This is a genomic window from Pseudomonas fulva NBRC 16637 = DSM 17717, from assembly GCF_000730565.1.
GTDB classification, from domain to species: domain Bacteria; phylum Pseudomonadota; class Gammaproteobacteria; order Pseudomonadales; family Pseudomonadaceae; genus Aquipseudomonas; species Aquipseudomonas fulva.
The window spans coordinates 309,986-336,602 of the sequence record NZ_BBIQ01000002.1 but is presented as its reverse complement, the minus strand read 5'-3'; the positions used below and the strand labels follow the sequence as shown (position 1 = coordinate 336,602).

At 61.3% G+C, this 26,617-nt stretch carries 21 protein-coding genes; 10 read left to right on the top strand and 11 right to left on the bottom strand.

Annotated elements, in window-relative coordinates; genetic code table 11:
- Positions 1 to 80 precede the first annotated feature (80 nt).
- Entirely contained in the window at positions 81 to 1,070 is a 990-nt protein-coding gene (gene araD1 / locus PFU01S_RS04145) for an AraD1 family protein (protein ID WP_028686406.1), read from the bottom strand.
- Between the two features lie 29 nt (positions 1,071 to 1,099).
- A complete protein-coding gene (locus tag PFU01S_RS04140) occupies positions 1,100 to 2,407 on the bottom strand; it encodes an MFS transporter (RefSeq protein ID WP_027916050.1) in 1,308 nt (435 codons plus the stop codon).
- Between the two features lie 184 nt (positions 2,408 to 2,591).
- Between PFU01S_RS04140 and PFU01S_RS04135 the strand changes: the two genes are divergently transcribed.
- The 3 genes from PFU01S_RS04135 (at position 2,592) to PFU01S_RS04125 (ending at position 8,640) form a co-directional block, all read left to right on the top strand.
- The gene (locus PFU01S_RS04135; protein ID WP_028686407.1) at positions 2,592 to 4,325 is read left to right on the top strand and encodes an IlvD/Edd family dehydratase; all 1,734 of its coding nucleotides are present in this window, start codon (positions 2,592 to 2,594) and stop codon (positions 4,323 to 4,325) included.
- Positions 4,326 to 4,559: 234 nt separating this feature from the next.
- Entirely contained in the window at positions 4,560 to 5,282 is a 723-nt protein-coding gene (locus PFU01S_RS04130) for a FadR/GntR family transcriptional regulator (RefSeq protein WP_027916052.1), read from the top strand.
- Between the two features lie 325 nt (positions 5,283 to 5,607).
- On the top strand, positions 5,608 to 8,640 hold the full coding sequence (locus PFU01S_RS04125; RefSeq protein WP_028686408.1) for an autotransporter domain-containing protein: 3,033 nt from the start codon (positions 5,608 to 5,610) through the stop codon (positions 8,638 to 8,640).
- 189 nt (positions 8,641 to 8,829) lie between these two features.
- On the opposite strand, the gene PFU01S_RS04120 is transcribed toward PFU01S_RS04125, so the two are convergent.
- The gene (locus PFU01S_RS04120) at positions 8,830 to 9,543 is read right to left on the bottom strand and encodes a hypothetical protein (RefSeq protein ID WP_028686409.1); all 714 of its coding nucleotides are present in this window, start codon (positions 9,541 to 9,543) and stop codon (positions 8,830 to 8,832) included.
- A 471-nt stretch (positions 9,544 to 10,014) separates the two neighbouring features.
- Here PFU01S_RS04120 and PFU01S_RS04115 point away from each other — a divergent pair, with 471 nt between their 5' ends.
- On the top strand, positions 10,015 to 10,257 hold the full coding sequence (locus PFU01S_RS04115) for a hypothetical protein (protein WP_027916055.1): 243 nt from the start codon (positions 10,015 to 10,017) through the stop codon (positions 10,255 to 10,257).
- 115 nt (positions 10,258 to 10,372) lie between these two features.
- Positions 10,373 to 10,645 carry a DUF3077 domain-containing protein gene (locus tag PFU01S_RS04110; protein ID WP_028686410.1) on the top strand — a complete coding sequence of 91 codons (273 nt, stop codon included), beginning with the start codon at positions 10,373 to 10,375 and terminating at the stop codon, positions 10,643 to 10,645.
- 23 nt (positions 10,646 to 10,668) lie between these two features.
- Here PFU01S_RS04110 and PFU01S_RS04105 read toward each other — a convergent pair whose 3' ends face one another.
- Positions 10,669 to 11,847, bottom strand: a complete 1,179-nt coding sequence (locus PFU01S_RS04105; protein ID WP_028686411.1) for a multidrug effflux MFS transporter — start codon at positions 11,845 to 11,847, stop codon at positions 10,669 to 10,671.
- 144 nt (positions 11,848 to 11,991) lie between these two features.
- Between PFU01S_RS04105 and PFU01S_RS04100 the strand changes: the two genes are divergently transcribed.
- The 3 genes from PFU01S_RS04100 (at position 11,992) to PFU01S_RS04090 (ending at position 16,215) form a co-directional block, all read left to right on the top strand.
- A complete protein-coding gene (locus PFU01S_RS04100) occupies positions 11,992 to 12,861 on the top strand; it encodes a LysR family transcriptional regulator (RefSeq protein ID WP_028686412.1) in 870 nt (289 codons plus the stop codon).
- Between the two features lie 166 nt (positions 12,862 to 13,027).
- The gene (locus tag PFU01S_RS04095) at positions 13,028 to 13,438 is read left to right on the top strand and encodes a VOC family protein (RefSeq protein WP_027916059.1); all 411 of its coding nucleotides are present in this window, start codon (positions 13,028 to 13,030) and stop codon (positions 13,436 to 13,438) included.
- Positions 13,439 to 13,599: 161 nt separating this feature from the next.
- On the top strand, positions 13,600 to 16,215 hold the full coding sequence (locus tag PFU01S_RS04090; RefSeq protein WP_033736508.1) for a GAF domain-containing hybrid sensor histidine kinase/response regulator: 2,616 nt from the start codon (positions 13,600 to 13,602) through the stop codon (positions 16,213 to 16,215).
- Positions 16,216 to 16,266: 51 nt separating this feature from the next.
- Here the strand turns inward: PFU01S_RS04090 and PFU01S_RS22345 are convergent, their stop codons facing one another.
- The 7 genes from PFU01S_RS22345 to pcaQ all read right to left on the bottom strand — a co-directional run bounded on the left by PFU01S_RS22345 (position 16,267) and on the right by pcaQ (position 21,837).
- On the bottom strand, positions 16,267 to 16,437 hold the full coding sequence (locus PFU01S_RS22345) for a hypothetical protein (protein WP_166741483.1): 171 nt from the start codon (positions 16,435 to 16,437) through the stop codon (positions 16,267 to 16,269).
- A 226-nt stretch (positions 16,438 to 16,663) separates the two neighbouring features.
- The gene (gene pcaC, locus PFU01S_RS04085; protein ID WP_027916060.1) at positions 16,664 to 17,065 is read right to left on the bottom strand and encodes a 4-carboxymuconolactone decarboxylase; all 402 of its coding nucleotides are present in this window, start codon (positions 17,063 to 17,065) and stop codon (positions 16,664 to 16,666) included.
- Positions 17,066 to 17,083: 18 nt separating this feature from the next.
- Positions 17,084 to 17,872, bottom strand: a complete 789-nt coding sequence (gene pcaD, locus PFU01S_RS04080) for a 3-oxoadipate enol-lactonase (protein WP_028686413.1) — start codon at positions 17,870 to 17,872, stop codon at positions 17,084 to 17,086.
- Entirely contained in the window at positions 17,873 to 19,243 is a 1,371-nt protein-coding gene (locus tag PFU01S_RS04075; RefSeq protein ID WP_028686414.1) for a 3-carboxy-cis,cis-muconate cycloisomerase, read from the bottom strand.
- 206 nt (positions 19,244 to 19,449) lie between these two features.
- Entirely contained in the window at positions 19,450 to 20,055 is a 606-nt protein-coding gene (gene pcaG, locus PFU01S_RS04070; protein WP_027916063.1) for a protocatechuate 3,4-dioxygenase subunit alpha, read from the bottom strand.
- A 12-nt stretch (positions 20,056 to 20,067) separates the two neighbouring features.
- The gene (pcaH, locus tag PFU01S_RS04065; protein WP_027916064.1) at positions 20,068 to 20,787 is read right to left on the bottom strand and encodes a protocatechuate 3,4-dioxygenase subunit beta; all 720 of its coding nucleotides are present in this window, start codon (positions 20,785 to 20,787) and stop codon (positions 20,068 to 20,070) included.
- A gap of 120 nt (positions 20,788 to 20,907) precedes the next feature.
- Positions 20,908 to 21,837, bottom strand: a complete 930-nt coding sequence (pcaQ, locus tag PFU01S_RS04060; RefSeq protein ID WP_027916065.1) for a pca operon transcription factor PcaQ — start codon at positions 21,835 to 21,837, stop codon at positions 20,908 to 20,910.
- A gap of 681 nt (positions 21,838 to 22,518) precedes the next feature.
- Between pcaQ and PFU01S_RS04055 the strand changes: the two genes are divergently transcribed.
- Positions 22,519 to 24,936, top strand: coding sequence for a glucose/quinate/shikimate family membrane-bound PQQ-dependent dehydrogenase (locus PFU01S_RS04055; protein WP_028686415.1), 2,418 nt, complete (start codon positions 22,519 to 22,521; stop codon positions 24,934 to 24,936).
- A 115-nt stretch (positions 24,937 to 25,051) separates the two neighbouring features.
- Positions 25,052 to 26,332: a carbohydrate porin gene (locus PFU01S_RS04050; RefSeq protein WP_042139108.1), complete on the top strand. Its 1,281-nt coding sequence runs from the start codon at positions 25,052 to 25,054 to the stop codon at positions 26,330 to 26,332.
- Positions 26,333 to 26,617: the final 285 nt, after the last annotated feature.

Genomic DNA, 26,617 nt, shown 5'->3' with positions numbered 1-26,617 from the left:
CTGAATTAAGAAATTGAAGTGGCCGCACGTGACCGCTTCCTTGGGCCACGGGGCACGTACTCTGAATGACAGAGGTGGGCTTACAGGCTTTTCACCCTCCCTGGCCGCACCTGCTTGGCTGCTGGCGCAATGGCGTTGCGCAGCGGCTCGCCGAAGGCCGGCAGGCTGATTTCGAAGGTATCGCCGGGCTGAGCCTGGATGCCGTCGGCGAACGACAGCGTCGCAGTGCCGAAGTAGTGCACATGAATATCGCCAGGTCGCAGGAACTGGTCGTATTTGAAGTGATGGAACTCCAGGTTCTCGAAGCTGTGGCACATGTTCTGCTCACCCGACAGAAAGGGCTTGCTCCATACCGGTTGGCCATCACGCAGGATGCGGCTGGTCCCTTCGAGGTCCGCCGGCAGCGCACCCAGCCGTAGCTCCGGTCCGAAACTGCAGGCGCGCAGCTTCGAGTGGGCCAGATAAAGGTAGTTACGCCGCTCCATCACATGGTCGGAGAACTCGTTGCCCAGCGCGTAGCCTAGGCGATAGGGCGTGCCATCAGGGCCGATCAGGTACAGGCCGACCAACTCAGGCTCCTCTCCGGCATCCTCGGCGAACGCCGGCAGCGGCAGGTCTGCCCCCGGGCGCACGACGATGGCACCGTCGCCCTTGTAGAACCATTCCGGCTGTGCGCCCACCTGCCCTGCAGGTGGCCGGCCGCCTTCCATGCCCCATTGGAACATGCGCATGCTGTCGGTCACGGCGTCCTGGGCCTGCTGCTGATGCATCTTGTCGCGCGTGGCGGCGCTACCCAAGTGGGTCAGGCCAGTGCCGGTCACCAGGCAATGGGCAGGATCGGGGTGATCCAGCGGCGGCAGCACCCGGCCCTCGGCCAACAGCGCCCGGTAATCGTGACGCTCACCCAGGCTCAATACCTGCACGTGGTCGGCCAGGGTCCGGCCAGCGGCAATGGCCTGCTGGGCCAGCTCGCGGGTGGTGTCGGTGCCACATACGCGCAACACGTACTCACCTTCCACCACGCCGACATGGCGCTGGCCGGTGGCGGTTTCAAATTGGATCAATCGCATGGTCGTACTCGCTTGTCGGTTGCGAAAAATTATCGGGAGGCGCCGGCCACTTGAGCGGCCGCATCACGCTGTCGGCGCTCCAGCCGGGTGTAGACAACCCCGGTAAGCAGCACCCCAAACAGGGTGACCAGGGCCAGGAAATACAGCCCGGACGACAGGTGACCTGTGTGTTCTTTCAAGGCGCCGATGCCAAATGGGCCCAGGTAGCCGCCCAGGTTGCCGATCGAGTTGATCAAGGCAATGCCGGCCGCAGCGCTGGCCCCGGAGAAGAATCGCCCAGGCAGGGTCCAGAAGATCGCCGTGCACGAAAACAAGGCGAACGCCACCAGGCACAGTGCCGCCAGTTGCAACGCCGGCACGCTCAACCAAGCGCTGAGGAACAGCCCCGCTGCGGCCAGGGCATACAGCAGGCCAAGATGACCGTAACGGTCGTTGAGGCGGTCCGAGCTGCGCGGCACGACCAGCAAACCAATGATGCCGAACAGGTAGGGCACCGCCGACACGAAACCGGTGACCAAGTCACTGCCGCCGAACTGGTGGATCAAGGTGGGCAGCCACAACCCGAGCCCGTAGATGCTCAGGGTCATGGGCAGGTAGAACAGCGCCAACAGCAGCACGCGGCTGTCCTTGAGTGCATGCAGCGGGTTGCCGTGGCGGGTCTGGCCGTATTCACGCAGGTCATCGGCCAGCTGTTCCTGCAACCAGGTGCGTTGCGCGTCGCTGAGCCAGCGTACCTTGGCCGGGCCATCGGGCAGCAGGCGCAGGGTGGGCCAGGCCAACAGCACCGCAGGGGTCCCGATGCAGATGAACAGCCATTGCCAGCCGTGCAGGCCATAGGTGCCGTCCAGACCCAGCAATGCGCCGGAAAGCGGCCCTGTGACCAGCATCGCCAACGGCTGGGAAAGGATGAACAAACCCAGAATTTTGCCGCGATGACGCACGGGGTACCACTGAGTGATGTAGTACAGCACCCCCGGAAAGAACCCCGCCTCGGCTGCCCCTAGCAGAAAGCGCATCACATAGAAGCCGTTCGGCCCGGTCACGAATGCCATGCCAATGGTGATGGCGCCCCACGTAAGCAAGATGCGCGCAAACCAGCGGCGTGCGCCAAAGCGGTCCAGCAGCAGGTTGCTGGGCACTTCGAACAGAAAATAGCCGATGAAGAACAACCCGGCGCCCAGGCCGTAGGCAGCATCGCCCAGGCCAATGTCGGCGCCCATGTGCAGCTTGGCAAAGCCGACCGCCGAGCGATCGACATAGGCCACCAGGTACAACAGGACCAGAAAAGGGATGAGCTTGAGTGTGATCAGGCGGACGAGCCGCTGCTCCTGAATCATGGCGATGTCTCCAATTGTTCTTGTAATGGGTACAACACCAGGCCGAGGTTTTTTGGCAGACCGCTGACCTAGGAAATTGATCTTATAGTATTACTATTTAAAACGACAAGCCTTCACATGTGCGTTTTTTGGCGATACATTTGGTGGTATAAAGATAAATAGTAATACTAATAAGGTGTCCATCATGTCCGATAGCAAGCCCTCACTGCGCTCCGCCCAATGGTTCGGTAGCGCCGACAAGAACGGGTTCATGTACCGCAGCTGGATGAAGAACCAGGGCATTCCGGACCACGAGTTCCAGGGCAAACCGATCATCGGCATCTGCAACACCTGGTCGGAGCTGACCCCGTGCAACGCGCATTTCCGCAAGATCGCCGAGCACGTCAAGAAAGGCGTGTTGGAAGCAGGCGGCTTCCCGGTCGAGTTCCCAGTGTTCTCCAGCGGTGAATCCAACCTGCGCCCCACGGCCATGCTCACGCGCAACCTGGCGAGCATGGATGTGGAAGAAGCCATTCGTGGCAACCCGGTCGATGCCGTGGTGCTGCTGACCGGTTGCGACAAGACCACGCCTGCGTTGCTGATGGGCGCGGCCAGCTGTGATGTTCCGGCCATCGTGGTGACCGGCGGGCCGATGCTCAACGGCAAGCACAAAGGCAAGGATATTGGCGCCGGCACTATCGTGTGGCAGATGCACGAGGCCTATAAGGCCGGCCACATCGACCTGAACGAATTTCTCTCTGCCGAGGCAGGCATGTCGCGCTCAGCCGGCACCTGCAACACCATGGGTACGGCTTCGACCATGGCCTGCATGGCTGAGGCGCTGGGCACTTCGCTGCCGCACAACGCCGCCATCCCTGCCGTGGACGCGCGCCGTTACGTGTTGGCGCACTTGTCGGGCATGCGCATCGTGGACATGGTGCGCGAAGACTTGCGGCTGTCGAAAATCCTCACCCGCGAAGCCTTCGAAAATGCCATCCGAGTGAACGCCGCCATTGGTGGCTCGACCAACGCCGTCATTCACCTCAAGGCCATCGCCGGGCGCATTGGCGTAGACCTGCAGTTGGAGGACTGGACGCGGGTGGGACGGGGTACGCCGACGCTGGTCGACCTGCAACCTTCGGGGCGTTTCCTGATGGAGGAGTTCTATTACGCCGGCGGTCTGCCGGCCGTGATCCGTCGCCTGGGGGAGCATGGGCTGCTGCCCAACCCGACTGCGCTGACCGCAAACGGTAAAAGCCTGTGGGACAACTGCCACACCGCGCCACTTTATGATGAGCACGTCATCCGCCCGCTGGACAAACCCCTGGTGGCCGACGGCGGTATCTGCATCCTGCGGGGCAACCTAGCGCCCAAGGGCGCAGTGCTCAAGCCTTCGGCGGCCACGCCTGCGCTGATGCAGCATCGGGGGCGCGCCGTGGTCTTCGAGCACTTCGAGGACTACAAGGCTCGCATCAACGACCCAGACCTGGATGTGGACGCCAACTCGATCCTGGTGATGAAATATTGCGGGCCCAAGGGTTATCCCGGCATGGCCGAGGTGGGCAACATGGGGCTGCCGGCCAAGCTGCTTGCCCAAGGCGTAACCGACATGGTGCGCATCTCAGACGCGCGCATGAGTGGCACGGCCTACGGCACCGTAGTGCTGCACGTTGCGCCAGAGGCTGCCGCAGGTGGGCCCCTGGCCGTGGTACGCGAAGGCGACTGGATCGAGCTGGACTGCCAGCAAGGCCGCTTGCACCTGGACATCGACGAGCAGGAGCTGGCCGGCCGCCTGGCGGATCTGCAGCCACCGCCACAGCTGATTACCGGGGGGTATGCCAAGCTCTATCTGGACCATGTGATGCAGGCCGATGAGGGCTGCGACTTCGACTTTCTCGTCGGCTGCCGCGGGGCGGCGGTGCCCAAGCACTCTCACTAGTCCAGGGAAATTACCCCAAGCGGGGCCGTGACTGGCTCGATACAACCGGGGGCGCACAGTGCCGCTTGCCGCTTGAACGCCGTGGAGCCGTCCATGCACCGACAGCTCCCGCGCCCGCTAGAGCGCCGAGGCCCGCAGGGACCACCTCTGTCCGCCCTCAAGGCGCTGCAAAACAGCCCTGCATTTATCAGTGCTATGATGCGAGCCCCGCCAGAAGGACCTCGCACAACCCCCATGAACTACCGCCAGCCCTCAACGCGCAAGAGCATGCACGCTACCTTGGTCCAGGACCTGGGCCTGCAGATCGTGTCCGGCCAACTCGCCCCAGGGCAGAAGCTGCCGTCCGAGGCAAGCCTGTGCGAAACCTACGCGATCAGTCGGCCGGTGTTTCGCGAGGCCATGCGCGCCCTCACGGCCAAGGGCCTGGTAGAAGCGCGCCCCCGCGTCGGCACCCTGGTCAGACCCCGCCATGACTGGCACATGCTCGACCCCGATGTGCTGCACTGGCTGATGCAGGCAACGCCGCAACAGGAGTTCTTCAATACCCTGTCCAGCGTGCGCTGGGTCATTGAGCCCGCTGCCGCCGCCTTGGCCGCCACCAATGCCACGACAGAGGACGTAGCGTCGATTGGCGAGGCTTATCAAAGAATGGAGGCAGCGCGTACCCCGGATGAGCGGCTGCAGCCAGACCTGGACTTTCATGCCCGTATTGCCGACGCCACCCACAATGACCTGCTCGCCTACCTGTGCAACATGCTGTCGATGGCATTGCGCGAATCGGTGCGTTTTTCCAACCAGCGCCCGAATTTCGATGAGCTCGCCCTCCCCCGGCACAAAGCCATTTTGACGGCTATCCAGAACGGCGATGCGCTTGGCGCCCGGCATGCCTCCCTGGTGCAGCTCGAAGATGCCCGTGTGGCGCTGAGCAAGGTGCTGGGGCAAGACCCGGCGAGCTGAGGGCCTAGGGCCATAACCAAAAGGCCATTACTGGCGTAACAGCCTTTGAACGCGGCGGATCGGCCACCTGTGGCTGAGAAGTGTGCAGTGCGTCACAGTGGGCGCCCCACTAGCACACTCGTACTATTTCACCGTCTTGGGTCGCTCCTGATACTCCCCCTGTTAACCGCCGTATACAGGAACACCAAGCCCTTCGGGCTCGGTGGCCACGCAGGTGGCATCTCATGGAGTCTCCGGAGTCGTTATGAACCCTTTGTTCAAGTTATCCCCCCTCACCTTCGCGATAACGCTCGCCATGGCACCCGGCGCGTACGCGGCCGACTATGTGCTCGACAGCGGTCAGGACACCTTCAGCAGCGACCGAGGCATTGACGGCGCTGTGGTGCTGCGCCCCAGCAACGGCACGCCGTCCACGCTTACGCTCAACAATGGCGCCCAGGTCACCAGCTTCGGCGGCCGAATCGGTGGGTCGTCTACCAACGACGCGGCCAGCACGGCGATGGCCACGGTCATCGTGCAGGGCCCTGGTACGCGCTGGAACGTGCCACGCACCAGCGCGGTGCTGGGTAACACCATCGTGATTGGTGGCGCCGGGCAAGGTACTCTCAACGTGCTTGGCGGTGGGCAGGTGTCGGTGCGGGACCTGCAATTGAGTGACAATGGCAATGCCGGCAACGCCCTGTCGCGGGCCAACCTGCTGGTCAGCGGCCAGGGCTCGAAAGTAGACACCGTCAACGTCACGTCCGGTGGCGTGTTCCTGTACGACTCGCGCATCAACCTCAAGGATGGTGGGCAACTGGTCAGTGAGCGCGTGGCCATCAACTCGATCAGCGAACTGTCGGGCGCTGGCACCCGCTGGGACAACACCGGCACCTTCAGAAACCGCAACGACCTGAGCCTGAGCGACGGCGCCGTATTGACCAGCGACTCCATGGCGCTGGGCTCGGCCAACGTCAGCCGTAACACCCAGGTCAATGTCTCCGGTGAAGGCACCCGTCTGGCCACGCGCGCCATGACGCTGGGCACCACGACATCCAGCACCATCCTGACCCTGTCCAACGGCGCCGAGCTGAGCAGCGCCGACGGCATCGACATCAGCGAGCTGACCAGCATCAACTCCGCCGCCCGTGGCACGCTAAGCATCGGTGGTGCCGTCGTGCGGGACGATGCGCGTACCGACATCGATGCCATCAGCGCCGGTTCTGCCCAGGCGGCGGGCCGTCTCGATCCGCAAACCGCCATTCGCTTCGGCGCCGGCAGCGGTGCGCTGGCGTTCAACCATACCGACAGCAACCTGCAAGTGAACAACCGCATCAGTGGCGCGGGCCGTGTGTACGCGTTCAGTGGCGACACCACCTTGGGCGGCGACCTGACGGGCCTTTCCGGCAGCACGGTAGTGCGTGGCGGGCGGCTGGTACTCGACGGCGATGTAGACCAGACCAACCCACGAGGCACGTCATTGCTGAGTGTGGGCAACGGCACCTTGGTGGTCAACGGTACCGTCGGGCATACCGACGCTTCTGGCAACTACAGCAACCGTGCCCAAGTACTGGCAGGTGGCGTGCTGGCCGGTAACGGACAGGTCGGGAGCACGCAGGTAGCCTCGGGCGGTACGCTGTCGCCAGGTGAAGCGGCACTCGGCACCTTGAACATCAAGGGCGACCTGGACATGGCCGAAGGCTCCAGGTACGCCGCCGACATTGCAGGCAATGGCGGCGCCGACCGGGTTAACGTCAGCGGCAGCGCAACCCTGCGCGGTACGCGTGTAGACGTGACCACCCTCAACGATGCGCAAAGCTATCAGACCGGCCAGACCTACACCCTGCTGGCCGCCCAGGGCGGCGTGGTGGAGGGCGCAGCAGCAGGTACCGCGTATGCGCAGGCGTTCACCAACTCGGCATTTCTCAATGTCAGCCTGCAGCGCACCGCCAATGAACTGAACCTGACCATTGCGCAGAAAGGCACTACACCGCCTGTCGAACCACCTGTGGAGCCGCCTGTGGAGCCTCCCGTGGAACCGCCGGTACAGCCACCTGTAGAGCCCCCGGTCGAGCCGCCCGTGCAGCCGCCCGTGCAGCCGCCGGTCGAGCCACCTGTCCAACCCCCGGTGCAGCCGCCTGTAGAACCGCCCGTCGAGCCCCCGGTGCAGCCCCCGGTCGAGCCACCCGTGGAACCCCCGGTACAGCCGCCGGTCGAGCCACCTGTTCAACCGCCAACGACAGGCACCCCGGGCATCTTCCAGACCGTGGCGCTCACACAGAACCAGTGGAATACGGCGGGTGCCCTGAGTGGATTGCAACAAAGCGGCGACCCCCTGCGGCTTTACAACAACTTGCTGGTACTGGATGCAGCCAGTGCCCGCAATGCCATCGATCAGCTGTCCGGTGATTACCACAGCAGCACGGGCACCGCGCTGATTGCCAACAGTCAGGTCGTGTCTGGGGTGCTCGGCACCCGCGTTCGCGGTCTGTTGGACAACAACACCGTGCGCATGCCGACAGGGGCATCGAACCTGATGCCGGCCACCCCAGAGGCGCAAGGCGGCGCATGGGCACAAGTGTTCGGCAACTGGTCGAAGCTCGATGGCAACAACGGCGCCAGCGGCTTGCACCAACGCACCGGCGGTGTGCTGATCGGCGCAGACGGCAGCATCACCCAGGATTGGCGTGCCGGCGTGTACGGCGGTTATAGCCGCTCCAAGTTCGATGCCGATGACCGCGATGCCAAGGGTCACAGCGACAACTATCACCTGGGCCTGTACACCGGCGCCCAGATCGACGCGCTGCGCCTGAGTGCAGATGTGGGCTACACCTGGCACAAGCTCGACAGCAGCCGCAACGTTGCGTTTGCCGGTTACAGCGACCATCTCAAGGGCAAGCGCGACGCCAACACGCTGCAAGCCAGTGGCGAAGCGGCCTACCGCATCGGCCTGGGCGCGGTGGCGTTGGAGCCGTTCGTAGGGGTGTCCTACGTGAACTACGACGCCGACCGTTTCCGCGAAAAGGGCGGCGCAGCGGCCCTGAACGTGTCGAGCGAGAAACAGGACACCTGGTTCTCCACGGTCGGCATGCGGGCCTCGACCCACACACGCGTGGCCAATCACGATACCCAACTGTTCGGCTCCCTGGGCTGGCGCCGAGCCTACGGCGACCTGGACCCACGCAATGAGCAGGCGTTTGCAGGCGGACCGAACTTCGAGGTGCAAGGGATTGCCCAGACGCGAAACGTGGCACTCACTGAAGTGGGGGCGAAGGTGCAGCTGAACCGTCAGACCGATGTAGGGCTGTCGTATCAAGGGCAGTTTGGCTCTGATTCCCGGTTCCATTCGGTCAATGCCGGGATCACGGTTCGCTTCTGAGGAGCGGCGGGGGTAGACCCCCCTGCCCGCCATAGTGACTGCTACATCCGGGGCTGCCAGGCAGCCTTGGATGGGCTGCGCACGCGCTCGCACAAGATCAATCCCCTGCGGTTGTGCAGGGGCGCCAGCCCATAGCGGCACAACGCTGCCTCAAACAGAGAGATCACATTACCTCCGGCCCGCGCTCACTCAGGGGCGCATCAGCGGCTCGATCCCGATCCACGTCTTGACCGGTTGATAGCACAGTTGCAACGGTGGGATGGCGACGTCCTGACCCTGCACCTGCAGATTGCCCAGGTGAATGGTCCACTTGGACTCGGCGTCAAACGTGTCCGTCGGGAAAATCACATAAACGGACCCGTAATGCTTGTTGTTGGTGATCTTCGGAATTTTGCTGTGCACTTCGTCTGCGTTGATGTCATACGGCGAAGGTCGCGCCTGCTGCGGCGCGAATGTCGGATAGTCATATACCGGGCCACCCAGATAAAGCTCGGGTCTGGCATTCAATCGCGAACCGTCATTGAGGGTGATGAACGCCTGCCGGCTGTCATAGAGGATGGGTATCGGCGCGGCCCCGCGTGCGGAACCGGACGCAGGCCGCTGACGCCCCTCGTTGTAAGCGATCAGTTGTACATAGAATTCCGGTCGCGGGTATTTTTCCCCTGGGTACTGTACATGCAGCACCTGCTCGAATGGTTCGTCGCGCCAGCGCGCGGAGTAATCATAGAGGTAGGTTTCGAGGTGGATGGGTCCGCCGTCTGGCAGGCCTGCAACCTGAAGTTCATGCTTCGTTTCGCAGACATCCGCGTACGCTGCGCGCTCCCGCTTCCACGGCACGCAGGCAGTAAGCGAGGCTGCACAAAAAAAGATAAGGAGTGAAGGCGTGCACGTGCGATAAGTCATGACCGGCCCTGGTCTGGCGTGATGAGTGATTTCAGGTACTGACGCGTGGGTTCGATATCCATGTTGCCCATAGGCGAACGTACCAAGGTATTGGCCAAAGGTGGATGAGCTAGGTCCGTGTGTTCAATCATCGAAGACGCCAAGGGGTGACAGTGCAGCAATCGCATTGCGAAAAAATCAGATTTAAGCCCTTCCCTGTAGGCCATTTCCCAAAGATACTCCCTGCGCCCATTTGTTGTTGCACATGAACGGTGTGGATTCTAGTCTCGCCGGGTCGCTGCCAATTCAGCGACCGGTTTTGACGGACCGAGAACGCTGCCTCATGTGCACACTTTATGGTGGCTGTACGTGCGGGCACCCTGTGGTGCGCCGAGTGCCAACGTCTCGGTCCGTCAACCCGCGTACAGCTACCACCCTCATTGCTTGACGGCCTGAATGTGGTAGTTCCTCCTTCCACGTTGGAGTTGAACCATGCTCAAGATCGTCCCCGATCCCCCTCTTCACAGTGGCTCCCTTGAAGACATTTTGGTCCAGGCCACCGAATACGCCACGTGCGCGGCCGCCGTGGTGCAACAGGCCATGTCACTGGGTTTCAGGTCGCCCGCTTCGGTGCTGATGCTGACCTCTCTGCATGAACTCGAGACGCTGAAGGCTCTGCTCGAGTCAGCGGTAACGCATGTCCAGATGCGACCGAAGCATCCAATCTGCCATTGACCCGTAACTGTTGAAAAGTGCGCTCGCATGGCGAACCGTCCGTTCACCCCGCTGGGTGTTGGTTCGCCAGCGATGTGGCTCGTGCAAGCACTGCACCCTTTTGAGGAGAACGAAGATGTCCGGAGAAGAAACCACGTTTACCGTTGGCCAAACCACCTTCTATCAGGGCACCGACCAAACAAGCCCTCTCTTCCGTATCGAGCCCGGTATACCCTGTGAGATGGCCCGCGAGCAGGCCTCGGAGCTAATGGGTTACGCTCGGGACATGACCCTTGACGGCTTGATGGAAGACAAGCAGCACTTGATCTGGGCTTCCCACTACCTCTGCGCGATGGCCAAGGCCTTGCTTGACGACGCGCAACTGGGCGAAGCGCTGAGCCAGCATTAAGCGTGCAGGCCAACCCGAGCGCGCTACCCTCGCTGCGCCGGTTGCTTGCGATAGGCCAAAGGGTTGCACGCAGACAATGCCACACAGCTCAACACCGCCACCGCCCCGGCGAGTACACCAAACCCTGTGCCTGATACCGCACTCACACCCATTGCCACAACGGCTGCGCTGCCAATCTGGCAAAACCCCACCATCCCCGATGCAGTGGCCGCATGCCCATGTTCGCTGGCGATAGCCCCCGAAATCGCCAGCGACAACGACGAGCCGTTGGCCAGGCTGACCAGGCACATCGGCAGCACCACGGCCGTCACGCTGCGCCACCCCATGGTATAAGCCAGAAGGAACCCCATGGCGCCCACTACGAAGCAGGTAATGCCTATCGCGACAATACGGTCGTAAGGCAAGCGGTCAAGCAACCGCCGGGTCAACCGGTTAGCTCCGATGATGCCCAAAGTAAGCGGCACGTACAGCCACCCGCTTTGCGCCTCGCTCAAGCCTGCTTGTACGAAAAGAAATGGCGACTGCGTCAAATAAACGAACCAGGCGCAGTAGATTGAACACACCACTACTGTGTAGCGGCAAAAGTTGCGGTCACCCAGTACGCGGCCGAAGCCGGCGAAGGGTCCCGTCCTGGTACGCGTCGCGACCGGTAGCGTTTCAGGCAATACAAACAGTGCCAGAAGCAGTGCTAGCGCCCCGAATGCGGCAACGAACAGAAAGTCGGCTCGCCAGCCGAACGCCACGGCCAAGTGCCCGCCGATTGCAGGGGCCAAGGCCGGCGACAGTGACACAAGGGGGTAAACCACGGCGTAGACTTTCGCCGAAGTGCGCTTGTCGCAGGTATCGGCAATCAACGCGCGACCAATCACCAGCCCCGCCGCCGCTCCCAGCGCTTCTACCATACGCCACGCTATAAAGCCCATGTAGCTGCTGGACAGCGCGCAGCCCATGGAGCCCAGCAGATAGAGAACGCCACCGGCCAGCAGCACGGGCTTGCGTCCACGTCGGTCAGACAGTGGGCCATAAACCAACTGCGCAAAAGCCAGTGCCAGCAAATAGAACGAGACGGTTTGCGGCATTTGCCAACTGGCAACGCCAAATTCAGTGGCCATGCCCGGCATCGCGGGTAGGTAGATATCCGAGGCGACGAGGCCGAAGGCGCTCAGCATGGAGACTGTCAGGATGAAAGATAAGCGAGGCATGGTGCTCCTGATACCCGGCTTAAGCCGGCTGCGTGATTCGGACGGTGATTCAAGCCCGCTATGTTATGCAGCGTGTATCAATGCGAAAATGCACGTAATCGCAGTCCAGGGCTGCATATTTGCATCTTCAGGAAGCGTGCAACGATGAATTGGGATGACGTACGTATTTTCCTCGCGGTGCACCGTGCCGGCACCCTGCGGGCCGCAGCCACGGCGTTGGGCATCGACCAGACCACAGTCGGTCGGCGTCTGGCGGGGCTTGAGCAGACGCTGGGCAGCCGATTGTTTCTTCGCAGCACCGGTGGCCTGGCGTTGACTACCACCGGGCAACAGCTCGTACAGAAGGCTGAAGAGATGGAGCGGATGGCCGTCTCCTTCGAGCGCCAGGGTGAGGGCAACGATCCTCATCCATCGGGTGAGGTGCGCCTCACCACCACCGATGCGCTGGCCGTGGATTTCGTCATACCTGCGATCGAGCAACTGCGGGTCACTCATCCGCAGGTGCGGGTAATTCTGACCACCACCACTCGTCTACTGGACTTGGGGCGCAGGGAGGCCGACGTGGCCGTGCGCACCGTACGGCCGGAGCAACCTGACCTGATCGTGCGCCGGCTGGCTCACTGGCCTGTGGGGCTGTATGCGGCACAGCGGTACCTTGACCTGCGTGGAAAGCCAGAACCTGGCAGCGCCTTGGTAGGCAATGACATCGCCTTTTACCAACAAGGTGTAACCGCCCGGCAGGACGATACACTGGCGGGAGAGCCCAGGTCCGGCGGCCGGGTAGTCGCGGAGCTGGACTCGAGCCTCATGTTGGCGACCTTCGTGCGCGCCGGGCTGGCCCTGGGTGAGCTGCCGGAATACATGGCCCAGCGCGATGCCAGTTTGGTGCGCGTCTGGCCTGATCGACAGCGGGCCACGCCCTATGAAGCCTGGCTCGTGTTGCATCGGGACCTGGCACACACGGCACGGGTGAGGGTTGTAGTGGATGCGATTGTTGCGGCTTTTGCCGAGTGAGGGTCATCTAGGCGCTGCTGGGCCTAACCCCTCATCGCCAGTGAGCCTTAAGCTTTCTGAACCCAGCTACCCTGGGCGTGACATCTGACTGGGTGAGCGATGGCATTGCCTTTCTCAGATGAGCTGTGTGTTACTGCTGTCGATCAACGGATCTTATGGAGCGTAGATGTTCAGCCACATTCAGCTAGGTGCTCGCGACCTGCCGGCCATGATCAGGTTCTACGATGCCGTACTTGCCACCCTGGGGCTTGTCCGCATGCCCGACAACCACGATGGCGGCCCGCAGGGTGCTGGATGGCAAAGGCCGGACAGGGAGTGGCCTCAGTTCTACGTGCAACTGCCGTTCAACGGACTGCCGGCGACATGGGGAAACGGCGTGCAAATAAGTTTTGCCGCCGCTTCGCAGGATCAGGTGCAGGCGGCATGGCGTACAGCCTTGGCGATGGGTGCTCAAGATGAGGGCGCACCTGGGTTGAGGCCGCAGTATGCCTCGGATTACTACGGTGCTTATTGCCGGGATATTGAAGGGAACAAACTCTGCTTTGTGCATGCAGCTGGCGTGATGTCGCCAACATGATCAAACAGGACGAATTCCCCACCTTGTTAGTGCTAGAGGTGGGTTTTTCTGAGAGACTCCCGGTTCTACGCGTCCGCCAGTAAACGCCGGTAACGCACTCCCCTTCTTTTTCGCACTGACCAGACTACAGATCAAGACGCTGTGGCCGTTGGGAGATTCGTTTGCGCAATGATTCCAAGCACCCGGCCAGCGATGACCGCCTCAACCACGTGCTCAATGCCAGCGAGCGCCTGGCCAGGGCCGAATCCGTGGAAGAAGTCGTTGCCGTGTTGCGAGACAATGCACGCGCGGCGGTAGGAGCTGAAGGTATTACAGTCATCCTCGAAAATCACGGCAAGTGCCTCTACGTAGCCGAGGATTCGGCATCTGCCCTATGGCAAGGGCAGGATTTTCCAGCCGACACCTGTGTTTCAGGGTGGGCCATGCAGCATCAAGAAACGGTTGTCATCGCTGACATTCGGCTCGACTCACGCATACCCAGCCAGGCGTACTCCTCGACTTTCGTCCGCAGCCTTGTGATGGTGCCCATCGGGCGGCCTTTGCCGGTGGCTGCGTTGGGCGCATATTGGTCCGAGGCAAAAGACCATGATCTCGATACGATCAACAGGTTGGAGAACCTGGCGCGGCTGGCAACGATTGCCATCGAAAATGCGCGTCTGACCCAAGCGCGTAACCGTGGGGCGGCACTTGCAGCGGCGCAAAACCGAATCCTGGCACTGGCGGTTACATCGACCCCTCTGAGCACCACGCTGGAGGCGATCGTTCGCGAGGTGGAGGGGCTATCGGTTTCAGGTTTCGTTGGGAGCATTCTGCTCTTTGATGAGCGGGTAAGCCATGTGCACCACTGTGCAAGCCCCAGCCTGCCTGGCGTCTACCGTGAAGCCCTTGCGGGCGCCCCCATCGACTTGGAGCTGGATGCCTCGAGCACCCTGGCGGCATTGGACATCAGCATACGCTCTAGGTGGGCCACCCTTGGCGATTTGACCTTCGAACATGGGCTGCACCCCTGCTGGTCGACATCGATCCGTTCAGCCCAGGGCGAAGTGCTTGGCCTATTCGTCCTGTACCACGCTGAGCGCCGGGAACCACTGCCCGCCGATATGGAAATCATCGATTTCGTGACCCAGACCGTGGGGCTGGTCGTGCACCGCTCCCGTTCGGACTGCGCGGTTCGTTCCAGTGAGCAGAGGCTGCGTCTGGCAGTTGACCATGCTGACGTAGGCTTCTGGGACGTGGATTTTATCAATGACACGCTGGTATGGCCTTCGCAGACCAAGGCGATGTTCGGGATGTCAGCTGACGCGCCGGTCACCCTCCAAGATTTCTATGCAGGCATACACCCTGACGACTACGAGGCAACGATCGACGCATTCGCGGCAGCGATCGATCCGCTGCGCCGTGCACTCTACGACGTGGACTATCGAACCGTCGGCCGCGATGACGGCATCGTACGCTGGGTGGCGGCCAAAGGCCGTGGCGTCTTCGACCACGCCGGCCGGTGCTTGCGCGTGACCGGGACAGCGATAGACATCACTGCTCGCAAGGTCGCCGAAAACGCGCTCAAAGAGCTCAACGCCTCCCTCGAAGAGCGGATCGCCAGAGCCATTGCAGAGCGTGAAGAAGTACAAAAAGCATTGCGTCAAAGCCAGAAGATGGAAGCGATGGGGCAACTTACCGGCGGCGTCGCTCACGACTTCAACAACCTCCTCACCCCTATCGTCGGCACCCTGGACATGCTCCAGCGCCGGGGCGTGGGCGGCGAACGCGAGCAACGGCTGATCGCTGGTGCGATGCAGTCGGCAGAACGTGCCACGACGCTTGTCCAGCGGCTGCTTGCCTTCGCACGTCGACAACCCCTTCAGACGAGTTCGGTGGACGTGGCAAAGTTATTGAACGGCATGGCCGACCTTGTGGCCAGCACCATTGGGCCTCAAATCAAGGTCGTGGTCGATGTTCCGGCAAATCTGCCAGCGGCCATCGCGGATCTCAATCAACTTGAGATGGCCATGCTCAATCTTTCGGTGAATGCGCGTGACGCGATGCTTGACGGCGGCACGATGCGCATTTCCGCCAGCACGGAAATGGTCGACATTGACCACCGCTCGAAACTTCCGGCAGGCGAGTACCTGTGCCTGTCAGTTGCTGATACGGGGATTGGCATGGATGCGACCACCCTCGCCCACGCGGTGGAGCCATTCTTTTCAACCAAAGGTATCGGCAAAGGCACCGGGCTGGGCTTATCCATGGTGCATGGCTTGGCCTCGCAACTTAACGGTGCGCTCACCCTTCATAGCGCTCCAGGGCTAGGTACGAATGTAGAGCTTTGGCTGCCTCGCAGCACAACCGAACCCAATGAGGCACTGCGCATCGACCCACTCCAGGAGTCACCGCTGGTGCGCGGCACCGTGCTGCTGGTGGACGACGAAGAACTGGTGCGGGCAAGTACGGCGTACATGCTCGCTGAGCTGGGATACTGCGTGGTCGAGGCTGCGTCCGGTGAGCAGGCATTGGAATTGATGCACACTAAACAGCCGTTCGACCTGCTTGTCACCGATCATCTCATGCCCGGCATCAGTGGGACCGAGCTGGCTAGAGCGGTTCGCATTAGCAGACCTGACATTGCGATTCTGATCATCTCCGGCTACGCAGAACGTGAAGGCATTGATCCGGCGCTGCCTCGGCTCAACAAACCCTTTCGAAAGTATGAGTTGGCCACAAGGTTAGCTGGGCTGCGCGGCGGATCGAGGGACGCGCCTTTATTGCCTCAGGTGGTTTGACGGGTCAGATTTTGCAGTTGCACTCATCCATCAGTTAGGCAAGTACGCGCCTCAGGCCCGCTTGCGATACCCAGCTATGAGCAATGCCAGCCCAGGCGTCAGCAAGCCGACTGCGGTATACCCGAAAGCGGCCTGCCCTGAGGCGCCAACGGCTGCAAATGCCGTACCCACGGCAATCAGGGGTATGGCGACGAAGTAAAACGGTTTAGCTACCTTGCTCATATCGAACCTCCTGTTAGCACTCATGTGTGCGGGGCATCCAAGCTTACATGCACGCGTGTTCGGTAGGGTAGCCATGCTTGACCAAGCCCCCCTACTTGAACGCCGATAACTACAGCCCGCTTCGACCGTTCGAAAAAGTTAGTACGTAGGGCTGCGCCGCGTTGCAACCGTAACTGCCCGCTCGGCGATTGATGGCGCGTCTTTCAACCCTGGCGACTCGAGGCATTCATCTGGCAGAATCGAGGGATTCCACGCCAAGCTCGTCCCACACCGATTCGGCCAGGTGGAAGGTGGCGTTGGCAGCCGGGATGCCGCAGTAGATGGCGCTCTGCATCAGCACCTCCTTGATTTCCTCTCGAGTTACGCCGTTGTTCCTGGCCGCGCGCAAATGCAGCTTCAGTTCACCTTCGCGGTTCATGCCGATGAGCATCGCAATAGTGATGAGGCTGCGTGTGTGGCGCGACAGGCCCGGGCGAGTCCAGATATCGCCCCAGGCATGGCGGGTAATCATTTCCTGAAACTCCTGGTTGAACGGCGTCAGGTGCTTGAGACTGTGATCAACATGGGCTTCACCCAGCACAGCGCGGCGTACCTGCATACCAGCTTCGTACCGTTGTTTCTCGTCCATCGGATGGTCCTCGCGCGCTTAGGCGGTCAGGAAGGCCAGCACGTGCTGGCTGAAGGCATCACTGGCCTGCACGTTGGAAAGGTGCGCGGCGTGGAGTTCGACCAGCTCGGCACCGACAATGCGCGCCTGCATCAGGCGGCCGTGCTCGATGTTAGTCACCGGATCGCTGCTGGCGCAGATGATCAGTGTCGGCACACCGATAGCACCGAGCTGCTCGCGATAGTCGGCGTCGCGCACCGCAGCACAACTGGCGGCGTAGCCTTGCGGTGAAGTCTGGGCCAACATGTCGACAATGGGCTCGACCTTGGCGGGCTCGGCCTTGGCGAAGTCGGCGGTGAACCACCGTGAGATCGAGGCATCGCGCAGATCGCGCATGGCCTGAACGCCACCGGCCAGCACGACTTCGATGCGCGAATTCCACACCTGCGCATTGCCGATTTTTGCAGCCGTGTTGCAAAGCACCAGGCGCTCGATACGCTCAGGGGCATGGATCGCCAGCCACTGGCCAATCAGCCCACCCATGGACAGGCCGCAGAAGCTTGCCCGCTGAATATCAAGTCCGTTGAGCAACGTCAGCACGTCGCCCCCAAGTTGTTCGATGCTGTAGGGGCCCTCGCTGACCAGCGACCGCCCATGGCCTCGGGTATCGTAACGAAGTACTTGAAAGTGCTCGGTGAAAGCCACCATTTGCGCATTCCACATGTGCAGGTCGGTGCCCAGCGAGTTGGACAGCACCAATACGGGCGCACCAGGCGGTCCTTCGAGTTGATAGTTGAGGTCGCCATCGGCAAGTTGTAGGGTAGGCATCTAAAGCTCCTCACGCGAAACGTTCGAATGTTCAGCGACAGCACATTGGACCCATCGGCGCGCTTGACCGAGGTATTGGGCCGGGTCGAGCAGGCGATCAAGCTCAGTGGCACAGAGCTGTGCGCTGACTTCGGTGTTGGCCGACAGCACTGCGCGAAGGTGAGTCCCCTCCTCCACCGCCTCGCGGCAACACTGTTCGATCAAGTGGTGGGCGGCATCCCGTCCGATGCGCTGCGCCAGAGAAATGCTCACCGCCTCGGCCAGTACCAGACCTTGTGTCAGTTCGATATTGCTGCGCATGCGCTCGGCATCCACCTCCATCCCAGATACCACCAGCAACGCCTGCTGCAGTGCGCCGGAAATCATGCAACACAGCTCCGGAAGGGTTTCCCATTCTGCATGCCATAAGCCCAGACTGCGTTCGTGCTCCTGCGGCATGGCCGCGAGCATGGTGGAGACCAGCCCTGGCGCGCGTACGGCGACGCCGATCAGCACGGCGGCGCTGACCGGGTTGCGTTTGTGCGGCATGGTCGAAGAGCCACCCTTGCCCGGCGCGGAAGGTTCGAAAACTTCACCGACCTCGGTCTGCATCATCAAACTCAAGTCCCGGCCCAGCTTGCCCAGGCTGCCGGCGATCAAGCCGAGCAGGCTCGCGAACTCGACCAGGCGATCGCGATGCGTATGCCAAGGTTGTTCAGGCAAATTCAGCCCCAACTCGCGGGCCAAGGCCTCGCTGACTGGCCAAGCCTGCTCGCCCAATGCTGCCAGGGTGCCGGAAGCACCCCCGAACTGGAGCACCAGTAGACGTGGCTTTAGCTGCTCAAGGCGCTGGCGGTGGCGAGTCACTACACCGAGCATGCCTGCCAGTTTCATGCCCAAGGTTACCGGCGTGGCCTGCTGCAACCAAGTGCGCCCGATCATTGGGGTATCGGTATGACGCTCGGCCTGCGTTGCCAAGGCGTTGGCCAGATCGGCGAGATCGCTTTCGAGCACCTCGACAGCGGCGCGCAGCTGTAGCACCAAGCCACTGTCCATGACGTCCTGGCTGGTGGCGCCATAGTGTACGTAGCGTTCTGCGTCTGGGCTTAGGGCGGCGACGCGCTTGCCCAGCGCCTTGACCAGTGGAATCGCCGAGTTGCCAGCGCTGACGATTGCATGTGCCAGCTCCGCCGGATCGTAGAGGTCGGCGTTGCAGGCGGCGACGATCGGCGATAGCACCTCAGCGGGAATCAAACCGGTGCTCGCCTCGGCACGTGCCAACGCGGCCTCGAAATCCAGCATACCCTGCAGTCGTCCACTGTCGCAGAAGATCGCACGCATGGCCGGCCGGGTGAAATACAAGTCGAAAAGTAGATTGCTTGGGCTGCTCAAGCGGGTACTCCAAAAATCGGGAAAGTTATCTGGTGCACAGCGTCTGCCTCAGGGGCCCACCGGCAAAATCAGGACCGCTGCGCGGACCTTCTTTCGAGCTGAGAGGCCGCAAGGGCAGCTCAGGCCCGTTCGACAGCCAGCGCGCCAAGCCCTGACTACGCTCCTGGCGACGGCTCGGCAACAGAGCCAGCGCCAAATGGGTACGCTCAGCAGTCAAAAAAAACGGTTTCCCCCTCGCCTTGGATCCGCATATCGAAACGGTAGGCCAGATTGCCGTTCACCTCACAGCGTTTGGCGATCAACGTCTGGCGACGCTGTGGCTGCTCGATCAAGTTGAGTACCGGATCGTCCTGATTGGCCTGGACTTCATCATCGAAGTAGATACGCGTATGCAGGTGGATATTGATACCCCGGGCGAAAAGCAACACGTTGATGTGCGGTGCCATCGGCACTCCAGCGGCGTTTTTCACGACACCCGGCTTCACCGTCTGCAACGTCCACTCGCCCGCATCGAAGGTCGTGGCGGTACGGCCGAAGCTGTTGAACGACTTCTCCAAGTCAAAGCGGGTGTCGTAGACCCCTTCATGGTTGGCCTGCCAGATTTCAAGGAAGGAATCGCGCACTAAATGGCCATTGCCATCATAGACATGGCCGAACAGCAGAATGTGCTCGCCAGGGGCATCTGGCTTGGCCAGTTGATTCCAGATTTCCTGCGGACGTGGGGCAACACCGGCGGCTTCCAGAGCCAGTCCAATATGAACGTAAGGTCCGGCGGTCTGCGAAGGGGTTTCGGGCAGCAGTTCAATAGGCATGTGCGTGAGTCCTTAGCGATCTTCGAAGTGCGTCTTGCGCTGGCCGCGCAACACGATGTCGAAACGGTAGGCCAGGCAATCCATGGGGTTGGCCATGCCCATGTCGAGCTTGGCTATCAGGCTCTGTACCGCTAGCGGGTTTGCGATCGACTTGACGATGGGGCACATCGCAATCAAGGGGTCGCCTTCGAAATACAGCTGGGTGATCAATTTAGCGGAGATCGACGGGCCACTGATGGAGAAATGGATATGCGCTGGCCGCCAGTCATTGGGTCCGTTACGCCACGGGTACGGGCCGGGCTTGACGGTACGAAACATGTAGTTGCCTGCGCTATCTGTCAGCGTGCGGCCGACACCCCCAAAGTTAGGGTCGATCGGTGCCAAGTAGCGGTCGTTCTTGTGTCGATAGCGGCCACCAGCATTGGCCTGCCACATCTCCACCAAGGTATGCGGGATCGGCTTGCCGTATTGGTCCATGACCCGGCCGGAGACGATGATGCGCTCGCCGATCGGCAGGCTGCCGGTGTTGAAGTTGAGCAGCAGGTCGTTGTCATGATCGCCCATCTTCAGGTGCGAAAAGTCCGGCCCTGTGGTCTCCGAAATAGACTGCGCAATGCTCACCAACGCCTGTCGCGGCGAGCGGGTGATCGACGTTTTATAATCGGGCGTAAGGGCTTTGGGGTGCCAGTTGCGGTCTCGTATGACGAAACGGCCGGTGTCCAGTTCGGACATGGCGGTCTCCTGTTGTTGGCGTTATAGGAGCCTGGAAACTATCAGGCATGTGCGCCGCAGTTTCCGCGAGCCTGCCGGATCTGAAAACTGAAAAGGCGCCGCGTATCCATAACCAACAGGTTATGGATACGCGTGCACGCGATACTCCTGGCCTAGCTCGCGCAACACTTCCTGGCACCAGCGTGCGCCGAGGGACAGTGGTAAGGCGGCGTTGCTGCAGATGCCCACCGAGCCACCCCCCTCTTGCAGCTGCGGCGCCAGTTCCACCAACTCCCCTTTGGCCAGGGGGCTGCGCACGGCATCGGTCGGCGCCACCCAAACCGCTTCGCTGGTATCGACATAACGCCGGCTCAGGCTTAATGACAGGGTTTCCAGTCGTCGATTTGGCAAACGCAGACCGTGCTCGACGAGCAGGCTTTCGATGCGTTTGCGGATAGTAGTGCCAACTGTCGGAAGGACCATTGGATAGTCCTCCAGCGCGACCGTATCGAAAGCCCTCTCGAGCAGTGGATGGCCGGCTCGTACCACCAGGGTCAGGGGCTCGTTGTAGAGATGCTCGAAGGTCAGTCCTTGGATCTGCGGACTATCAGTCATGCGCCCGACAACCAAGTCCAGCTCGCCCACGCGCAATTGCGACAGAAGAGGCGCGCTGGGCCCGGTAACCACGCTGATCACCAGCGAGCAATGGCGCCTGTGCAGACGGCGCACCACCTCCGGCAGAAACTCGCCCTCGACCGTGGACAGCACGCCAAGGCGCACGTTGCTGGGTTGGAAGTCTCCGCCGCGTAGGCTCTCCACCCCTTCGCGCAGTGTCTGCACGCTGGGCCCGGCATAACGCAGGAAGACCACCCCGGCCTCAGTCAGCGTGGCGCCTTCCTTACCACGCTCGAACAACTGTGCGGTCAGCGCATCCTCTAGCTCCTTGAGCGTCTTGGAGACGGCAGGCTGGCTGATCGCTAGCCGATCGGCTGCACGCGCCAGGCTGCCTAGGCGTGCCACCTCCAGGAAGCACTGCAGGTGACGAAACTTGATGCGTTTGTCGATGCTCATCGGTCACTCCAGAAGGCCTTGGGCCACTACCCCGTGCCGGGTTAGAACACGCCGTGAACGTACACCAGCACGCAAAGGCTCATCGGGTCGGAGAACGCCTGTACCGTCATACCGGTGTAGCCAAATTGCGCTTGGCCTCCTGGAGCAGGCGCTGAGTGATCAAATGCAGCATTTTGCTCGTAATTGACCTCACGGCGGCCGATTACTATAAACGCCGTAACGCCGACATCAAACGCTCACGTTGGGCTGGCTACCCGTCAAGGACCTATTACTGCCCAAGGTAGACGTGGCACAGGCAGAGAAACAACAGCGCATAAATCGACGGTGAGCATAAATCGCTGATGCGCCGGTAACTCAGGTGGTCATTTTCGTCGATCACTGGGGTCCACTGTGGCCAGCCAATGTCCGTCAGAAAGGTCAGATTGATGAGACCAGGCGGCTGCCAGGTCTGATGCCTGAAAGCTCAACCTACACACAGCCGTGACAAATCGATGTTTTTGACGAAATTTTCACGTCATTAAACTCGGCATGTTAGAGAAAATTACCTACACATTTCGATAATTTCGTCGCATCTTGGCAGTGTTGGCGTTGCAATACGCTATCTCGGAGATAAATGTACTAACTTGTTAATTAGCTTGCTAAGGGCTTATGCTTTGCGCATTCCATCGCGAGATCCTTGGCATGAACGACTCACCGCGCGCATCTGGCGCCTCGAAAATCATTCTGGTTGGCTTTGGCGCGGTCATCGCCCTGCTTGGCCTACTGCTGGCTGCTGGCGGCACCAAGCTGGCCAGTCTGGGCGGCTCTTGGTACTTCCTGATCGGCGGTTTGGCCATGGCGATCGCCGGCATCCTTATCGCCCGCAGCAAGGTCGCTGGGGCCTGGCTGTATGCCGCGTTCCTGCTCGGCACCGCACTGTGGGCCGTGATTGATACCGGGCTGGTGTTCTGGCCATTGTTCTCGCGCCTGTTCATGTTTGCCGTGATCGGTACCGTCGTCGCGCTGGTGTACCCGCTGCTCAAGCGCGCCAACGGTACCGGTACTGGACGCGGTGCCTACGCTGTCGCTGGTGTGATGGCGGTAGCGGTTGTGGTCGCGGCCGGCAACATGTTCGTCGCCCACCCAAGCGTGGCCCCGACCGGAATAGGCCCGGGGGTGACCGCAGTCGCACCTGCGCATGCGCAAAAAGACTGGGCTCACTACGGCAATACCGAAGGGGGCAGCCGCTTTGCCGCCCTTGATCAGATCAACCGCGGTAACGTCGACAAGCTGCAGGTCGCCTGGACCTACCACACCGGCGATGTCGCTATCAGTGATGGCAACGGTGCCGAAGACCAGCTGACCCCGCTCCAGGTCGGCAACAAAGTATTCATCTGCACGCCGCACAACAATCTGATTGCACTCGATGCCGACACCGGCAATGAGCTGTGGAAAAACACCATCAACGCCCAATCGAAAGTCTGGCAGCGCTGCCGCGGCATGGCCTACTTCGACGCCACTGCGCCACTGGCCCAGCCCACCCAGCCGAACAGCTCACCCGTCGTTGCAGCTGCGCTAGCGCCTGGCGCCAACTGCCAGCGCCGCCTGCTGACCAATACCATCGACGGTCGCCTGATTGCAGTCGACGCTGACACTGGCCAGTTCTGCCAGGGCTTTGGCACCAATGGTCAGGTCAACCTGAAGGCTGGCCTGGGCGATGTACCGGACTCCTTCTACCAGCTGTCCTCGGCACCGCTGATGGCCGGCACCACCGTGGTTGTTGGCGGCCGTGTTGCAGACAACGTACAGACCGACATGCCAGGTGGCGTGATCCGTGGCTTTGACGTCATCACTGGGCAAATGCGCTGGGCCTTCGACCCAGGCAACCCTGAGGACCGCAATGCCCCCGCCGACGGCAGCACCTACGTGCGCAGTACGCCGAACAGCTGGGCGCCGATGTCCTATGACCCTGCGATGAACACCGTGTTTCTGCCGATGGGCTCATCGTCCACCGACATCTACGGTGTTGAACGCAGCAAGCTCGACCACACTTACGGCGCCTCGGTATTGGCCTTGGACGCCACTACCGGTGACGAGAAGTGGGTTTACCAGACCGTCCACAACGACCTGTGGGACTTCGACCTGCCGATGCAGCCGAGCCTGATCGACTTCACCAAGGACGACGGCCGGACCGTCCCTGCGGTGGTAATCGGTACCAAGGCCGGGCAGATCTACGTGCTCGACCGTGCTACCGGCAAACCGCTGACCCAGGTCGACGAGGTGCCGGTCAAGCCAAGCAACATCCCCAACGAGCCGTACTCACCCACTCAGCCCAAGTCGGTCGGTATGCCGCAGATCGGTGCTCAAACCCTGACCGAATCGGACATGTGGGGCGCTACGCCATACGACCAACTATTGTGCCGCATCGACTTCAAGAAGATGCGCTATGACGGCCTTTACACCGCACCTGGCACCGACGTATCGCTGAGCTTCCCGGGCTCGCTGGGCGGCATGAACTGGGGCAGCATCTCCACCGACCCGGTGCATGGTTTCATCTTCGTCAACGACATGCGCCTGGGGCTGTGGAGTCAGATGATTCCGTCGCAGAATCAGGCTGAAGCTGCCAGTGGTGGCGAAGCACTGAACACCGGGATGGGGGCGGTACCGCTCAAAGGTACGCCGTACGCAGTGAACAAGAACCGCTTCCTGTCGATTGCCGGAATCCCGTGTCAGGCGCCACCGTTCGGCACCCTGACCGCAATTGACATGAAGACCCGCCAGGTCGCCTGGCAAGTGCCGGTCGGCACCGTTGAAGACACGGGTCCGCTTGGCATCCGCATGCACCTGCCGATCAAGATCGGCCTGCCAACGCTGGGCGGCACCCTGTCGACCCAAGGCGGCTTGGTGTTCATTGCCGGTACCCAGGACTTTTACCTGCGCGCCTTCAACAGTGGCAACGGTGAAGAAGTCTGGAAGGCTCGCTTGCCCGTCGGCAGCCAGGGTGGCCCGATGACTTACGTGTCGCCCAAGACTGGCAAGCAGTACGTGGTCGTCACCGCAGGCGGTGCCCGCCAGTCGACTGACCGTGGCGATTATGTAATCGCCTACGCCTTGCCATAACTGGCGCCTCTCCCGTACAGCACGAGGCCGCTTCTGCACACACGTTGCAGTGGCGGCCTCATGCATTTAGCGGCGCCGTTCATCATCACCTTGCGATTTCCAGGAAAGCTGCGCAATGTCCTTCGTGTTCCGTTTGTCCCCTGCTCCCATCACCGCCGGCCTGCTTCTGGTCCTGGCCAGCAACGGTGCCATGGCCGAAGCCGATCTGCTGCGCCGCAGCACCTTCACTGGCGACTGGGGCGGCCTGCGCCATCAATTAGAAGACAACGGCGTCAAGTTCAGCGCTGACTACAGCGGCGAAACCGCCTACAACACCGATGGCGGTCTGCACCGCTCGGCGCGCTATTCGCAGAACATCAAGCTTGGCGTGCAGTTCGACTTGTCCCGCTTGTACGGACTGGACAACGCCGGCAAGGTCCAACTGAGCATCAACGACCGCCGCGGGCACAGCGCTTCGGAAGAACTGGTAGGCAACCGCCTGCCGATCCAGGAAAACTTCGGTGGCCTGTACACCCGCCTCACCGAGCTCAGCTATGAGCGCAACTTTACCCCGGCGCTGAATATCAAGCTCGGCTACATGGCCATGGGCAACGACCTTGGCGGCCTCGACAGCGGGATCCTGTGCAACTTCATGAATGCCGGCTTTTGCGGGCATCCGCTGAACATGTCCGGCGGCAGTGGCTGGACCAATTACCCCAACGCGCGGCTCGGTGCACGGGTCAAATACGACCTGTCGCCAGCCTGGCAAGTGCGCGTGGCGGCGTTCAATGTCGACCCCGAGAGCAACGGCAACTCCAGCCGTGCCTGGAAGCTTGGCCCCAAGCACACCACAGGCACGGTGGTGCCGGTGGAGCTGGTGTACAGGCTGCTGGGCGAGCTACCGGGTGAGTACAAAGTGGGTTATTACTACGACAGCTCAAACGTCAAGCGCATTGGCCGCAATGACGAAGTGGCCGGCCGTGGTGGGCACTACCTGCTGATCGATCAGGCGGTATGGAATGACCCGGGCGTGGCAGGCCGCAGTTTGCATGCCTTTGGTCAGTACTCGGCATCGAGCAAGGCTGCATCGCCGTTTACAAAATGGTATGGCACGGGTGTTGTGCTGTATCAGCCGTTTGCAGGGCGCCCGCGGGATACCTTGTCGCTGGGCTACGGCCGCGCCGTACCGAACCCCCGTAGTCGAGCTGTGCTGGAGGATGCAGCTGCGCGCAATGATCAGGAGTTCCCGACCATCGACAGTGCCGAGCAGTTGATCGAGCTGAGCTATGGATATCAGGTCACACCCTGGCTCAATCTGCGACCGGATCTGCAGTACATCATCGAGCCTGGGGCATTTACCGGCGCTGATATTGATAATGCGCTGGTAGTCGGATTGCAGGTCAAGGCCAGTTTCTGAAGCGCTCTGGATGGCACGGCTTGGTAGTCCTTTCCGCTTCCTGGGTGTCCTCTCGTCATGCTTGCAGCCCCTGGGGTCGGGGCAACGAGACGCCCCATGGTCGGGCATGGCGATAGCTAGACGGCGCGAACACGGCTGTAGCAACAAAGCTACGCGTGGACCTGTAAGACAGGCCCCAACACAGCGCATTCAAGTTTCGCGCTGCCAGGCAGCCGAACTTCGTGGTTCGGTAATCGCACATATTCAACGTGCAATCACGTACATCGATTGACGAATTAACCAGAT

What these genes read in the sequence shown, in the direction of transcription:
- araD1 (WP_028686406.1), bottom strand. Translation starts at nt 1,070, where the DNA reads ATGCGATTGATCCAATTTGAAACCGCCACCGGCCAGCGCCATGTCGGC.
- PFU01S_RS04140 (WP_027916050.1), bottom strand. Translation starts at nt 2,407, where the DNA reads ATGATTCAGGAGCAGCGGCTCGTCCGCCTGATCACACTCAAGCTCATC.
- PFU01S_RS04135 (WP_028686407.1), top strand. Translation starts at nt 2,592, where the DNA reads ATGTCCGATAGCAAGCCCTCACTGCGCTCCGCCCAATGGTTCGGTAGC.
- PFU01S_RS04130 (WP_027916052.1), top strand. Translation starts at nt 4,560, where the DNA reads ATGAACTACCGCCAGCCCTCAACGCGCAAGAGCATGCACGCTACCTTG.
- PFU01S_RS04120 (WP_028686409.1), bottom strand. Translation starts at nt 9,543, where the DNA reads ATGACTTATCGCACGTGCACGCCTTCACTCCTTATCTTTTTTTGTGCA.
- PFU01S_RS04115 (WP_027916055.1), top strand. Translation starts at nt 10,015, where the DNA reads ATGCTCAAGATCGTCCCCGATCCCCCTCTTCACAGTGGCTCCCTTGAA.
- PFU01S_RS04110 (WP_028686410.1), top strand. Translation starts at nt 10,373, where the DNA reads ATGTCCGGAGAAGAAACCACGTTTACCGTTGGCCAAACCACCTTCTAT.
- PFU01S_RS04105 (WP_028686411.1), bottom strand. Translation starts at nt 11,847, where the DNA reads ATGCCTCGCTTATCTTTCATCCTGACAGTCTCCATGCTGAGCGCCTTC.
- PFU01S_RS04100 (WP_028686412.1), top strand. Translation starts at nt 11,992, where the DNA reads ATGAATTGGGATGACGTACGTATTTTCCTCGCGGTGCACCGTGCCGGC.
- PFU01S_RS04095 (WP_027916059.1), top strand. Translation starts at nt 13,028, where the DNA reads ATGTTCAGCCACATTCAGCTAGGTGCTCGCGACCTGCCGGCCATGATC.
- PFU01S_RS22345 (WP_166741483.1), bottom strand. Translation starts at nt 16,437, where the DNA reads ATGAGCAAGGTAGCTAAACCGTTTTACTTCGTCGCCATACCCCTGATT.
- pcaC (WP_027916060.1), bottom strand. Translation starts at nt 17,065, where the DNA reads ATGGACGAGAAACAACGGTACGAAGCTGGTATGCAGGTACGCCGCGCT.
- pcaD (WP_028686413.1), bottom strand. Translation starts at nt 17,872, where the DNA reads ATGCCTACCCTACAACTTGCCGATGGCGACCTCAACTATCAACTCGAA.
- pcaG (WP_027916063.1), bottom strand. Translation starts at nt 20,055, where the DNA reads ATGCCTATTGAACTGCTGCCCGAAACCCCTTCGCAGACCGCCGGACCT.
- pcaH (WP_027916064.1), bottom strand. Translation starts at nt 20,787, where the DNA reads ATGTCCGAACTGGACACCGGCCGTTTCGTCATACGAGACCGCAACTGG.
- pcaQ (WP_027916065.1), bottom strand. Translation starts at nt 21,837, where the DNA reads ATGAGCATCGACAAACGCATCAAGTTTCGTCACCTGCAGTGCTTCCTG.
- PFU01S_RS04055 (WP_028686415.1), top strand. Translation starts at nt 22,519, where the DNA reads ATGAACGACTCACCGCGCGCATCTGGCGCCTCGAAAATCATTCTGGTT.
- PFU01S_RS04050 (WP_042139108.1), top strand. Translation starts at nt 25,052, where the DNA reads ATGTCCTTCGTGTTCCGTTTGTCCCCTGCTCCCATCACCGCCGGCCTG.